This is a genomic window from Dietzia sp. CH92 (assembly GCF_032248695.1).
Classification (GTDB): Bacteria; Actinomycetota; Actinomycetes; order Mycobacteriales; family Mycobacteriaceae; genus Dietzia.
Genome location: NZ_JAVHXC010000011.1, coordinates 33,018 through 46,174, shown reverse-complemented (window position 1 = coordinate 46,174; position 13,157 = coordinate 33,018). Strand labels below are relative to the sequence as shown.

9 protein-coding genes are annotated in these 13,157 nt (G+C 73.8%); 5 read left to right on the top strand and 4 right to left on the bottom strand.

Annotated elements, in window-relative coordinates; all coding sequences use genetic code 11:
- The first annotated feature begins 42 nt into the window (after positions 1 to 42).
- The 4 genes from RWK90_RS16760 (at position 43) to RWK90_RS16745 (ending at position 5,396) form a co-directional block, all read left to right on the top strand.
- Positions 43 to 1,869, top strand: a complete 1,827-nt coding sequence (locus RWK90_RS16760; protein ID WP_314038763.1) for a phosphoenolpyruvate carboxykinase (GTP) — start codon at positions 43 to 45, stop codon at positions 1,867 to 1,869.
- A gap of 162 nt (positions 1,870 to 2,031) precedes the next feature.
- Complete coding sequence (locus RWK90_RS16755; RefSeq protein ID WP_314038762.1) at positions 2,032 to 3,060, top strand: hypothetical protein; 1,029 nt, start codon at positions 2,032 to 2,034, stop codon at positions 3,058 to 3,060.
- Entirely contained in the window at positions 3,057 to 4,634 is a 1,578-nt protein-coding gene (locus RWK90_RS16750) for an ATP-binding protein (RefSeq protein WP_314038761.1), read from the top strand. The genes RWK90_RS16755 and RWK90_RS16750 overlap by 4 nt, the downstream gene beginning before the upstream one ends.
- A 99-nt stretch (positions 4,635 to 4,733) precedes the next feature.
- Positions 4,734 to 5,396: a response regulator transcription factor gene (locus tag RWK90_RS16745; RefSeq protein ID WP_314038760.1), complete on the top strand. Its 663-nt coding sequence runs from the start codon at positions 4,734 to 4,736 to the stop codon at positions 5,394 to 5,396.
- Positions 5,397 to 5,425: 29 nt separating this feature from the next.
- Here RWK90_RS16745 and RWK90_RS16740 read toward each other — a convergent pair whose 3' ends face one another.
- The 3 genes from RWK90_RS16740 to RWK90_RS16730 all read right to left on the bottom strand — a co-directional run bounded on the left by RWK90_RS16740 (position 5,426) and on the right by RWK90_RS16730 (position 9,916).
- Positions 5,426 to 7,174: an ATP-binding cassette domain-containing protein gene (locus tag RWK90_RS16740; RefSeq protein ID WP_314038759.1), complete on the bottom strand. Its 1,749-nt coding sequence runs from the start codon at positions 7,172 to 7,174 to the stop codon at positions 5,426 to 5,428.
- A gap of 287 nt (positions 7,175 to 7,461) precedes the next feature.
- Positions 7,462 to 8,934: an aldehyde dehydrogenase gene (locus RWK90_RS16735; protein WP_314038758.1), complete on the bottom strand. Its 1,473-nt coding sequence runs from the start codon at positions 8,932 to 8,934 to the stop codon at positions 7,462 to 7,464.
- A 118-nt stretch (positions 8,935 to 9,052) separates the two neighbouring features.
- Positions 9,053 to 9,916 (bottom strand): class I SAM-dependent methyltransferase, encoded by an 864-nt coding sequence (locus RWK90_RS16730; RefSeq protein WP_314038757.1) that lies wholly within the window; start codon positions 9,914 to 9,916, stop codon positions 9,053 to 9,055.
- Between the two features lie 56 nt (positions 9,917 to 9,972).
- On the opposite strand from RWK90_RS16730, the gene RWK90_RS16725 reads away from it, so the two are divergent.
- Positions 9,973 to 11,196: a glycosyltransferase family 4 protein gene (locus tag RWK90_RS16725; protein WP_314038756.1), complete on the top strand. Its 1,224-nt coding sequence runs from the start codon at positions 9,973 to 9,975 to the stop codon at positions 11,194 to 11,196.
- On the opposite strand, the gene RWK90_RS16720 is transcribed toward RWK90_RS16725, so the two are convergent.
- Positions 11,162 to 13,060, bottom strand: coding sequence for a hypothetical protein (locus RWK90_RS16720; RefSeq protein ID WP_314038755.1), 1,899 nt, complete (start codon positions 13,058 to 13,060; stop codon positions 11,162 to 11,164). The genes RWK90_RS16725 and RWK90_RS16720 overlap by 35 nt on opposite strands.
- Positions 13,061 to 13,157: the final 97 nt, after the last annotated feature.

Genomic DNA, 13,157 nt, shown 5'->3' with positions numbered 1-13,157 from the left:
TACCCTGTGACCAAGACCATGCACCACGCGCGAGGAGCAGTGATGACCACCACCACCATTCCCGGCCTCGAGGGTCAGGCACCAACCGATCACACCGAGATGCTCGCGTGGATCGCGGAGGTCGCCGAGCTCACCCAGCCGGACCGGGTCGTCTTTGCCGACGGCTCCGACGCGGAGTGGGATCGACTCACCTCCGAACTGGTGGAGGGCGGCACCTTCGTCAAGCTGAACGAGGAGAAGAACCCCAACTCCTTCCTGGCGCAGTCCGACCCCAAGGACGTCGCCCGCGTCGAGTCGCGCACGTTCATCTGCTCCGAGACCGAAGAGGGCGCCGGCCCCACGAACAACTGGCGCGACCCGGCCGAGATGCGCGCCCAGATGACCGAGCTCTACCGCGGCTGCATGCGCGGGCGCACCATGTACGTGGTGCCCTACTGCATGGGCCCGCTGGACGCCGAGGACCCCAAGCTCGGCATCGAGCTCACCGACTCCGCGTACGTGGTCGTCTCCATGAAGATCATGACCCGTATGGGCGCGGCCGCTCTCGAGAAGATCGGCGCCGAGGGCTCGTACGTCAAGGGCCTGCACTCCGTGGGCGCCCCGCTCGCCGAGGGCGAGCAGGACGTGCCCTGGCCGTGCAACGAGGACAAGTACATCACCCACTTCCCGGAGACCCGCGAGATCTGGTCCTTCGGTTCCGGCTACGGCGGCAACGCCCTGCTGGGCAAGAAGTGCTTCGCGCTGCGCATCGCCTCCGCGATGGCCCGCGACGAGGGCTGGATGGCCGAGCACATGCTCATCCTCAAGCTCATCTCCCCCACCGACGAGGTCCACTACATCGCGGCCGCCTTCCCGTCCGCGTGCGGCAAGACCAACCTCGCGATGATCCAGCCCACCATCCCCGGCTGGCGCGCCGAGGTCGTCGGTGACGACATCGCCTGGATGCGCTTCGGCGCCGACGGTCGCCTCTACGCCGTCAACCCCGAGTACGGCTTCTTCGGCGTCGCCCCGGGCACCAACTACTCGTCCAACCCCAACGCCATGAAGACGCTGGAGCCGGGCAACGCGATCTACACCAACGTCGCGCTCACCGACGACGGCGACGTGTGGTGGGAGGGCCTCGAGGGCACCCCCGACCACCTCATCGACTGGCTGGGCAACGACTGGACCCCGACCGGCGACGGCGAGCCCGGCAACGCCGCGCACCCCAACTCGCGCTACTGCGTGCCGATCGACCAGTGCCCCGTCACGGCGCCGGAGTTCAACTCGCCCGAGGGTGTGCCGATCTCCGCCATCCTGTTCGGCGGTCGCCGCGCCGACACCGTGCCGCTGGTCAGCGAGGCCTACTCCTGGAACCACGGCGTCTACATCGGCGCGACCCTGTCCTCCGGGCAGACCGCGGCCGCCGAGGGGCAGGTCGGTGCGGTCCGCCGCGACCCGATGGCCATGCTGCCGTTCCTCGGCTACAACGTCGGCGAGTACTTCCAGCACTGGATCGACATGGGCGCCCGCGGTGGCGACAAGATGCCCAAGATCTTCCTGGTCAACTGGTTCCGCAAGGGTGCCGACGGCCGCTTCCTGTGGCCCGGCTTCGGCGAGAACAGCCGCGTGCTCAAGTGGGTCATCGACCGCATCGAGGGACGCGTCGAGGGCGACGAGACGGCTGCCGGCCTGACCGCCCGCGCCGCCGACATCGACCTGACCGGGCTCGACACCGCGATCGAGGACGTCGAGGCGGCCCTGGCCGTGGATCCGGAGGAGTGGCGTCGCGAGCTGCCGCTCATCAGCGAGTGGCTCGAGTTCTGCGGCCCCAAGGTCCCGGCCGAGGTGCACGAGCAGTTCGCCGCCCTCAAGGAACGCCTGGGCTGACACCCAGCCCGACACACGGTTTTTAGCGGACGGGTCACACAAATTTTCCCGGTGTGACCCGTCCGCTATTACTATGTGAGCGACGGCCTTCACAGTGACGCCGGGAAGTGTCCAGAGTGAACGGCTGAACGGGGAGCACGGCGCTCCCCCGGGAGGAGGGGCATGAGAGCCACCGTCGTCGGACTCGCCGCCCTCCCGGTCGCGGCGGCAGGGCTGGCGCTCGTCGCCGCCATCATGGGTCCGGACGACGAGCAGCCTCCTGCGCCCCAGCCGGAACGCACCGCCACCGCCTCGACCGAGGCGACCTCCGGTCCCTCCGAGGACACCCGGACGGCCACCCCGACCAGCGCCGGGACGCCCATCGAGGGCATCCGGCCGTACCTCACCGTGATCGACGGCCTGTCCACCCTGCCGGTCCCGGCCCCCATCCCCGCGGTCCTGTCCACCCTCCCGGCGCCGCAGGTGGAGCTCGCCCCCCTTCCGCCGCGGACCGGTGAGACCGCAGCGCTCCCGGGTGCCGCCACCGGGTCCCGGAGCGAGGCCCGCACGGGCGATGACGACCGCGGCACGATCCGCGACCTGCTGGACGAGGAGCGGCCGCTGGGCTCCACCGGTTCGGAGGACGACTCCGGCCGCGCCACGGACACCGACCCGCGCGACGTCGCCCCCGACCGGGAGCCGCCCGCCGGCCCGCCGCCGGTCGTCGACCCGCCGGGCAGGGAACAGCCGGGCGGCGGCGAGGTCGTGGACGAACCGATCGAGGGCGGCACCGCGCCGGGCGGCGGGGGTCGACCCCCGCTCACCGGCACGCCACCGCTGACGGGCCCGCCGCCGGCACCGCACGGCCCGCCCGTGGGCGTGCCCCCCACGGACCCGGTCGACCCCGTCCGCCCGACCCACCCCATCGGCGGCGACGGCCCACAGGCGGGGCCGCCGGTCGCCATGCCGGCCCCGGACGCTCCTCCGGTCGACGGCCCCACGCTCGGCGAGCCGCCGGTCGACGGCCCCACGCTCGGCGAGCCGCCGGCCGACGGCCCCACGCTCGGCGAGCCGCCGGTGACCGAGCCGCCCGCGGTCGACGATCCGATCGCCGGCGCGCCCGCGGAGGACGCCCCGGCGGCCGGCGGCGACGCTCCCGCCGGCGACACCGACCTCGGCGATCCCGGCGTCGACGGCCTGCCGGCGCGGTGAGCTCCGCCTTCCGCAAGTCGCACGCGGTCCGCTGGTGGCATTCGGCGCGCCTGCGCATCACCCTCGGGATCACGCTCATCACCGCGGCGGTGTTCGCCGCGATGTTGGTCTTCATGATCCAGTTGATCGACCTGAGCACGGAACGCGTCACCGATTCGCGCCTCAACCGTGAGGCGGCCGACTTCTCGACGTTCATGTCCGCGGGGATCCTGCCGTCGTTCGAGTCGGAGGACCCCACCGTCGAACAACTCATCCGGGCGTATCTCGCCCAGCAGTACCCCTCGTCGGAGATCCTGCTCGTCGGCACCGCCAACGAGTCCGGCACGCAGTTCACCCTGTCCCGGTACGGCCCCGAGGACGACCGACTGTTCCCCCCGGGCATGCGCTCCCGGGTCCAGCGGATCGGGCTGTCCCCGACGGAGGACTCCGGCGTGATCGACGGCTCGGTGCGGTGGCGCAAGGCCACCGTCGAGAGCCCCGCCGGGCTGGCCAACATCGTGGTGGCGATCAACGACGGCGCCACCCACCAGGAGACCCGCCGGGTGGCGGGCTACCTGCGCTGGGCCGCCGCCGGCGGCATGGTGGTGAGCGCGTTGCTCGCGTGGTGGATCGCCGGCCGGATGCTGGTGCCCGTGCGGCGGATCCGCGAGGCCGCGGAGACGATCTCGGCGGCCGACCTGTCCCGGCGCGTGCCGTCCGACGGGCCGGACGAGATCGTCTCCCTCGCCGACACCGTCAACGACATGCTCGAGCGGGTCGAGGACGCCTACCGGACACAACGGGAGTTCCTCGACGACGCCGGGCACGAGCTACGGACGCCGCTGACCGTGGTCCAGGGCAACCTCGACCTCATGCCGGAGGACCCGGAGGGCCGGGCGGAGACCGTCCGGCTCATGCAGGACGAACTGTCCCGGATGACCCGCATCGTCGAGGACCTGCTCACGCTCGCCCGCGCCGACCGCCCCGACTTCCTCCGCACCGCCGCGACCGACGTCGCCGAACTCGTGCTGGACGTCGAGGCCAAGATCGAGGTGGTCGCCGACCGGAACTGGCGGGTGCTGCCGTACGCCGAGGGCGTGGCCAGGCTGGACCAGCACCGGATCACCCAGGCCCTCTTGCAGTTCTGCTCCAACGCGGTCCGTTTCACCGAGCCCGGCGACACCATCGACATCGGGTGCCGGGTCATCGAGCCCGGTGTCCCCACCATCGCCGACGGGCTCGCCGACGGCCCCGTGCCGCCCACCCCCAAGCGCGAGTCCTACCGTCGTCGCCTCCTGTGGTGGGTCCGCGACCGCGGCCCCGGCATCCCGGCCGGCGAGGAGGAGAGCATCTTCGAGCGCTTCCACACCGCCCGCGGTCAGCTCCGCGACGGGCGCGGCGGCACCGGCCTCGGGCTCGCGATCGTCTCGACCATCGCCAAGGCGCACGGGGGTCGCGCCTTCGCGTACAACGCCGCCGGCGGCGGGGCGACGTTCTGCATCGTCATCCCCTTCATCGCGCCGCCGCCCGAGAAGGGCGCCGACCCCGCGCCGCGGATCGCTCCGGCCGCCGCGGGGGACCCCGAAAACCGGTGAACCGGACCGGTACCGGGCCGAACCGCGGACACGAGAGGTCGGCAGCGTCCAGCAGGGGTGCCCTCGTGACATACTCCGAAGTCGGAGAAGGAGGGATGCATGACGAACGTTCTCGTCGTGGAGGATGATGACCTCATCCGCTCGGTCTTGGTCAAGGCACTCGGTGGTGCCGAGTACACCGCACTCGAGGCGGTGGACGGTGAGAGCGCGCGTGCGATCCTGTCGACCATCTCCGACATCGACCTGATGTTGCTCGACATCGGACTGCCGGACACCGACGGCCTCACGCTGCTGCGTGAGGCCCGCGACCGCGGGTTCAGTGCACCCGTCATCATCCTCACGGCCCGCGACAGCGTGTCGAACACCGTCGAGGGCCTGGAGTCCGGCGCCAACGACTACATGGTCAAGCCCTTCCGCGTGCCGGAACTGCTCGCCCGTATCCGCCTTCGCCTGCGCGAGCACGAGGCGACGGAGGATCCCGGCATCCTCGAGCACGCCGGTATGCGCCTGGACATCCGCACCCGCCGCGTCGAGGTGGACGGCCGGATCCAGGAGCTCACCAACCGCGAGTACTCGCTGCTCGAGATGCTGCTGCGCAACAAGGGTGAGACCATCAGCCGCGAGCAGCTCCTCGAGAGCGTGTGGGGCATGGACTTCGACCCGGGCTCCAACATCGTCAACGTCTACATCCGTTCCCTGCGGCGCAAGATCGGCGAGAACAAGGTGCAGACCGTGCGGGGCGTCGGCTACCGCGTGGAGTGACCGGGCGGCCCGGCCGCGGCCGGACGAGGTCAGGCCGCGGCCCCGGGCCGCACCTGGACCCGCCCGCCCGGCATCACCTCCATCCGGTGTAGGCGGCGGGAGCGCATCGCGTTCTGCTCCCACCGCCGGTCGTGCGTGACGGTGAGGACCGCGCCGCTGTACCCCTCCAGCGCGGTCTCCAGTTGCTCGACGAGCTCAGGAGCCAGGTGGTTCGTCGGCTCGTCCAGCAGGAGGACGTCACTCGGCACGGTGACCGCGACGGCGAGCTCGAGTCGGCGTCGCTGCCCCACGGAGAGCTGCGGGGGCTTCAGCTCCAGGTCGCGCGGGGAGAAGAGCCCCAGGTCGAGCAGCAGCCGGGCGGCGTCTTCGGGGTGGGCGCCCGTCGCGCGGGCGAAGCGGCCGAGCAGGTCGCCGTCGACACCCGCGTCGAGACCCTGACGGAGCCACGCGACACGGAGCCCGGGGCGTCGCCAGACTGCTCCCTCGTCCGTGTCGTGTTCGCCGGCGAGGACCCGCAGCAGTGTCGTCTTCCCTGCGCCGTTGGGGCCGGAGATGAGCCACCGGTCGCCCGAGTGGACGGTGAGGGAGTCGAGGCTGAGGCGCGGCCCCCGTCCGTCGATCCCGCACGCGACGGTAGCTGCGGCGAGGATCCGCCGCGGTCCGTGGACGCCCTCGCGGTCCCCCGACCCCGCGCCCTCCGTGAACGAGGGCGTGAACGCCAGCGGTTCCGGCGGCGCCGGCGCCGGTCTCGCCGTGAGGCGCGTGACCCGCTCCTTCGCCTGCGCGATGCGGCTCGACGCCCCGTGGTCACGGCTTCGGGCGCGGAAGGCGCCGTGCCCGAAGGCGGCCCGCTCCTGCTTGCGGGGGATCGCGGCGAGGCGGAACGAGTTCGCCGCGACGAGCGCCTCGTTCCGGGCTAGGTCGCGGCTCCATGCCTCGCGTTCCTCGAGCAGGCGCCTTCTCTCCGCGGCACGGGCCGCGAGGTACCCGCTGTAGCCGCTGCCGTAACGGCGCAGTCCGCCGTCCTCGAGGCACACGATGTCGGTCGCGAACCGGTCGAGGAATGCGCGATCGTGGGTCACCACGACCAGTGCCCCACGATGGTGCGCGAGCCGACCCTCCAGCCAGGTGATGCCCGCGTCGTCGAGGTCGTTGGTCGGTTCGTCGAGCAACAGGAGCTCGGCCCGCGAGGACAGCGCCGCCGCGAGTGCCAGGCGGGATGTCTCCCCACCTGAGAGCGAGTGCACCGGGCGGCTCCGTTCGAGTCGCCCGAGAGACAGCTGGTCGAGAGCGGCGTCCACCCGCTGGTCGAAGTGGTAACCGTCGCGGGCCTCGAACCGGTCGGTCAGATCGCTCAACCGGTCGAGGAGCCGGGGCTGATCCCCGGCGTCGGCGTCCGCCAGCTCCTCGGCGACCGCCCGCATCTCGGCCTCGAGCCGGCGGATACCAGCCGACATCATGTCGAGCGCCCCGGCGACGGGCGTCCCCGGCGGGAACTCGGGCCGCTGCTCGGCTGTCGCGAGACCTCCCGGGAGGTGGACCTGACGTCGCCCCGCGGAGATCGGGAGCGCTCCCGCGAGCACTCGCAGGAGGGTGGACTTCCCGGAGCCGTTGTCGCCGATCACGGCGAGCCTGTCGGCGGGTCCCACCGTCAGGTTCACGCTGTCGAGCACGGTCCGGTCCGCGAAGCGCACGACGGCGTCGCGGATGAAGCATTCTCGGTGGGGGCGCCCCGGGGAGATGGTCCGGGGGCGCGGGGATTCGGGTGGGCGGGTCATCGGCGGTGTCCTCTCCGCGTCTCGCGGTGGGGGCACCAGCGGACTGCGGTGATGTGCGCGCTCCTCGGGGGGCGCGTACTGCGGTACGGGACCTCACGTCAGCGGCAATCGCCTGCCGAACGTGCGTAGGACCCACCACGGAGAAGACTCGACGTGGCGTCCCGTACTAGAGACCCAATGAACCCATGGTGCGGAGGATATCAGGGCGGAGGTCTATCCGCCGCCGATCACCGCGCGGAACCCGGGGGCCGGCGGCGCGCGTGTGTGGCGCCGCCGGCCCGCTCGCGTCAGTCGCCGGACGGCTCCCAGCCGAACGGCATGAGCACGCTCTGCAGCTCGCAGAACGCCTCCAGGCCCTCGGGACCGTTCTCCCGGCCGAGGCCCGAGTTCTTGAAGCCGCCGAACGGGGCGCTCGGGTCGAAGGCGTACCAGTTGATACCCATCGTGCCGGTACGCACGCGCTGGGCCACGGCCAGCGCGGCGTCCGGGTCGGACGAGTACACCGCGCCGGCCAGGCCGAACTCGGAGTCGTTGGCGATCCGCACGGCGTCGTCGACCGTGTCGTAGGGGATGACCTGCAGGACGGGACCGAAGATCTCCTCCTGGGCGATGGTCATGGAGTTGTCCACGTCGCGGAAGACGGTCGGCTGGACGAAGGCCCCCTCCGCCACGTGCTCGGGCAGGCCCTCGACCTCGCCGCCGCCGTAGGCTATGGTGGCGCCCTCCTCGAGGCCCTTGCGGATGTAGCCCTCGACGGTCGCCTTCTGCTTGTGGTTGGCCAGGGGGCCGAACACGGTGCCCTCGTCGGCGGGGTCGCCGACGGGCATGAGCGAGACGTTCTCCACCAGCGCGTTGACGACCTCGTCGTAGCGCGAGCGCGGGGCGAGGATCCGGTTCTGGGACACGCACGCCTGGCCGGAGTTCATCAGCGCGGAGAAGACCATGGTGCCGGCGGCGGAGGCCAGGTCGGCGTCCTCGAGCACGATGGCCGCGCTCTTGCCGCCCAGCTCCAGCGAGCACCGCTTGAGGCTCTGCGCGGCGATGCCGGCGATGTGCTTGCCGACCCCGGTGGACCCCGTGAACGAGATCTTGTCGACGTCCGCGTGGGAGACCAGGTGATCGCCCACGGAGCTGGGGCCGGTGACCACGGACAGCACACCCTCGGGCAGGCCGGCCTCGCGGAACAGCTCGGCGAGCCACAGCGCGGACAGCGGGGTGGCCGAGGACGGCTTGAGGACGACCGAGCTGCCGGACAGCAGGGCCGGGGCGAGCTTGGCGGTGTTGAGGTAGAGCGGGACGTTCCAGGCGGTGATGGCGGCGACCACGCCGACGGGCTGGCGGGTGACGACCGAGGCGCCGAAGTCGCCGTGGCGCACCTCGGACCACGGGAAGGTCTCGGCCAGGCGCGAGTAGTAGCGCAGCACACCGAGCGTGGGCGTCACCTGGATCATCGACGCGGCGCTCGCGGGGGCGCCCATCTCCTGGGACAGCAGCGTGCAGACCTCGGCCTGGCGCTCCTCGAGCATGTCGGCGACGCGGGCGAGCAGGGCGCCGCGCTCGGCGGGCGGCGTGTTCCGCCACACGCCGGACTCGAACGAGTCGCGGGCCTGGCTGATCATCTCGTCCAGGTCCTCGGTGGTGGTCTCGGCGACCCGGCCCACGACCTGGTTGGTGGCCGGCGAGGTCACCTCGAGGACGCCGGTGGTGATGGGATCGGTCCAGCGGGTGCCGGAGAAGAGCTTGTCATGGACGACGACCACGGGGGACCTCCGTGCGGTGGGGTACAAGAGCGGTGGGAACCGTCCCGTCAACCGGGAGTGAAGCTAACAAGAACGTGTTCCACCTCACTGTAGCGAGGGTCCGGCCCGCCGTGGGGCGCTACTTCGCGCGCAGCACCAGCACCAGATTCGACACGAGGACCTCCCGCACGAGGGGGACGCGCACCAGCCACCACGCCCACCGCGGGTGGTAGCGGGGGAACGCGGCGAGGAGCTCGGCGGAGTCGGTGCCGCGCGCCCAGGCCAGGCCGTCGGCGCAGCCCACCTCGAACAGGGACTCGCCGTAGACGTTCTTGGGCGGGTGGCCGTGCCGCCGTTCGTAGAGCCGCCGCGCGCGCTCGCCGCCGAGGTAGTGGGTCAGCCCCATCTCGTGGCCCCCGAAGGGGCCGTACCAGAGGGTGTAGGAGACGACGACGAGGCCGCCCGGTCGCGTCACCCGGCACATCTCCTCGGCCATGCGCCAGGGCTCGGGCACGTGCTCGGCGACATTGCTCGAGATGCACACGTCCACCGCGTCGGTGCGGACGGGCAGGGACATCCCGCTGCCGCGGATCGACCCGGTCTGGTCGAGGCCGGCGGCGGACATCTCCCCGACGTCGGGCTCCACGGACACGTACCGCGCACCCTCGGCGGCGTAGGCGTCGGAGAAGTAGCCGGGCCCGCCGCCCACGTCGAGCACCGTGAGCCCGGGCAGCCGCGCGCGACCGGGCCGCGCGTCCGCACCCGCGGCCGCCGCGTCCCCGCCGACCGCGCCGCCGGTGCCGCCGGTGCCGCCGGTGCCGCCGGCGCCCTCCCACAGGTCCGCGACCAGCTCGACGGTGTCGCGGGCGAGCCCGGAGTAGAAGGTGTCCGGGTCGGACTGCTCGAGCGGGAACGAGCGCAGCAGCCCGAGCGAACGACCGAGCGTGGCGCGGCGGGCCACCGGGCGCAGCGCCGGCGAACGGTGGACGGGGTCGGTGATCACGGCGGTGACGATACCGGCGGTCCGGGGCCGTCCGACCCCCCGCGTACAGTGTCCGCGTGGCTCGAATCCTGCTGTTGTGCTGGCGCGACAGCACCCATCCGCAGGGCGGCGGCAGCGAGCGCTATCTCGAACACGTCGCCGACGGCCTCGCCGCCGCCGGCCACACCGTCGTCTACCGGACCTCACGCTCCCGGGGCGCGGCCCGCTCCGCGACCACCTCCGGCGGCGTGCGTGTCAGCCGCGCGGGCGGCCGGTTCACGGTCTATCCCCGGGCTCTGCTGGCGATCCTGTCCGGCCGGCTCGGCCTCGGTCCGCTCGGGCCCCTGCGGCGGCCCGACGTCGTCGTCGACACCCAGAACGGCGTCCCCTTCTTCTCCCGCCTGGCCACCACCGCCCCCGTCGTGGTGCTGGTCCACCACATCCACCGCGAGCAGTGGCCGGTCGCGGGGTGGCTCGTCGCGCGGATCGGGTGGTGGGTCGAGTCGTGGCTGGCGCCGCGCGTGCACGCCCGGTCCCAGTACGTCACCGTCTCGCTCCCCTCTGCCGAGGAGCTCGCCACGCTCGGCGTCGCACCCGACCGCATCGCCGTGGTCCGCAACGGCCTCGACCCCCTGCCTGCCGGCATCGCCCCCGGCGGCCCCGACACCCGCGCCGACGGTCCCCACCTGGTCGTGCTCTCCCGGTTGGTCCCGCACAAGCACGTGGAAGACGCGCTCGACGTGCTCGCCACCCTCCGCGCGAGCAGGCCCGGGCTCGTGCTGGACGTCATCGGCAGCGGCTGGTGGGCCGACCGGCTGCGTGAGTACGCCGCCGAACGCGGGCTCACCGCGCCGGTCGTCGCCCCCGGTGCCGACGCCGGCCCGCTCGACCCCGGCGGGGTGGTGTTCCACGGGCACGTCGACGAGGCCACCAAGCACCGCCTCCTCGCCGGCGCCGCCGTCCACCTCATGCCCTCACGCAAGGAGGGGTGGGGCCTCGCGGTGTCCGAGGCCGCGCAGCACGGGGTCCCCACCGTCGGCTATCACCACGCCGCGGGGCTGCGCGACTCGATCGACGACGGCGAGACGGGCCTCCTCGTGGACGACGTCGCGGCCATGACCCTCGCCGCGGACCGTCTCCTCTCCGACCCCGACCTGCGGGAGCGGATGGGTGAGGCCGCCCGCCGGAAGGCGGCGGGGATGTCGTGGCCCGCCACCGGCGCGGCGATGGCGGAGGTCCTCTCGGCCGTCACCGAGGGACGGCGGGTCAGCGGCGTGATCCACGCGCGCGCCGGCCGCTAGCCACCGCCGCGCCGGCCAGCGTGAGCAGCCACAGCGCGTGCGCCGCCAGTACCGCCCCGCGGGCCCCCGCCGGAGCGGCCGGTTCGGCCACCGCCGCCCATCGGGCGTCCGCGTCACCCGGCCCGTTCGGCGGGGCCAGCTCGTGCAGGGTCAGCTCGGGGTCGGAGAACCTCGTCGTCGTCGCCGTCAGGGTCTCGGCCGCCGCGCCCCGGGGCCCGGCGGACGTGCGCTCGTCGAGCACCCACCGCACACCCAGGCCCGCCAGCTCACGCGGGTCCGCGCCGCGGAGCAGCGCCTCGGTGGCGCGGCGCGCGCGATCGCCCTCCCCGGGCACGGCGGTGGCCGCCTCCCCCGCCACCAGCAGGTCGCCGGGGACGAGCACCCGGGTGTCGAGAAGGCGCGGCGCGGGGTCGAGGACCGGCCGGCCGCCGGCCCACAGCGGCGTCGAGCGGAACGAGCCGGCGGGCAGCACCAACAGATCCCCGGGGCGGTCGTCGACGAGGCGCGCGACCTCCGCCCACCCCGGCCCGTAGGTCACCGGCCGCAGCTGCTGCCACAGGGCGCGCGGGGCGTCCGGGACGGCGGCCACGGCCACGGCGGTGACGAGCACCCCGGCGGCGATCGGCCGCACGCGCGCGGGCAGGGCCCGGGCAGGGACGGCGCCGGCGGCGAGTGCGCGGGTGGCGAGCGCGCGGGCGGCGAAGGCCAGCGCGAGCACCGTGGCCGGCAGCGCCAGCGCCACGAACTTCTGGGTGTCGCGCAGCAACCCCGCGCCCGGCACGGCGGTGACCAGCGCCTCCATCACCGCGAGGCCCGGGCCCGTCGCGGCCGCGGCGACGAGCAGCCACACGGCGAGGGCCGCGGGGACCGTCGCGCGCACCACGGGGTCACGCCGCGCCCGCCACAGGCCCCGCGCCGCGAGCGCCCACACGAGCAGCAGCGCGACCAGCGCGGCGGCCGCCCACCACGTGGCCCTGGAGGGCGGCACGGCCTGCGAGTTCCAGATCCCGCCAAGCGCGACGACCGAGCCCAGCGTCCCGATCCCCGGCTCGGCGCGGGCGGCGAACGCGGCCACCCCCGCGGCCGCGTCCACTCCCCCACCGGCCACGACGGCCGACCCGACCGACCCACCCGGCCCGGCGCCGGCCCGGTCGCCCGCCGCGGTGAGGGCGGTCGCCAGCACCCACGGCATGGCGGTCACCACAGCTGTAGCGGCCAGCGCGACCGCGGCCCGGGTCCGGCGGGTGCCCTGAGCACGCCAGCCGCAGGCCAGTGCCACCGCCGCCGCGACGACCGCCAGCACCCACCCCGTCGGCGTGAGCCCGGCGGCGGCCAGCGCCACGCACGCCGCCGCCACCCGGGGCCGGCCGCGCGCGAGCAGCACCGGCATCGTCACCACCGCCGCGACCCCCGCGAGCAGCGACCAGTGCCCCTGGAGCAGCCGCTCCACCACGAACGGGTTCCACACCGCGCCCACCACCGCCGGCAGGCGCAGCCACGCCCCCGCGGCCCGGCCGGCGGGGAGCACCCGCCGCACGAGCGCGCCCGCCGCGACCGCCAGCCACGCGCAGAACACCGCCGTGAGCAGGCCCGTCAGCGGCCACACCGGCAGCCCGACCGCGTCCAGCCCCCGGGTCGCCCACACGACCGCCACGTCCTGCGGAACCGCGCGCGCCGCCGACTCGCCCAACCCGAGCGCCGCGTCCGACAGCGGGGGCGTCGGCGTGGCCACCCAGTCCCGCAACAGCGGGAAGCCCGGCCGCGCCACCCCGGCCAGCAGGACGCCCGCGACGACCGCACCCACGGCGGCGTCCGTCACGGGCGGCCGCGCGAGCACGCGGCGGAACCCGGCAGCGGAGGACATGCGCACATTCCACCACGCGCCCCGCTCGCCCCGGTCGTCCTGGCCGAGGCGTCCGGCCCCGCGCCACCGCCCCACCCGACCCCGCGCCACCGCGCCG

Excerpts from the sequence above, each read along its gene's own strand:
- RWK90_RS16760 (WP_314038763.1), top strand. The coding sequence starts at position 43 with ATGACCACCACCACCATTCCCGGCCTCGAGGGTCAGGCACCAACCGAT.
- RWK90_RS16755 (WP_314038762.1), top strand. The coding sequence starts at position 2,032 with ATGAGAGCCACCGTCGTCGGACTCGCCGCCCTCCCGGTCGCGGCGGCA.
- RWK90_RS16745 (WP_314038760.1), top strand. The coding sequence starts at position 4,734 with ATGACGAACGTTCTCGTCGTGGAGGATGATGACCTCATCCGCTCGGTC.
- RWK90_RS16740 (WP_314038759.1), bottom strand. The coding sequence starts at position 7,174 with ATGACCCGCCCACCCGAATCCCCGCGCCCCCGGACCATCTCCCCGGGG.
- RWK90_RS16720 (WP_314038755.1), bottom strand. The coding sequence starts at position 13,060 with ATGTCCTCCGCTGCCGGGTTCCGCCGCGTGCTCGCGCGGCCGCCCGTG.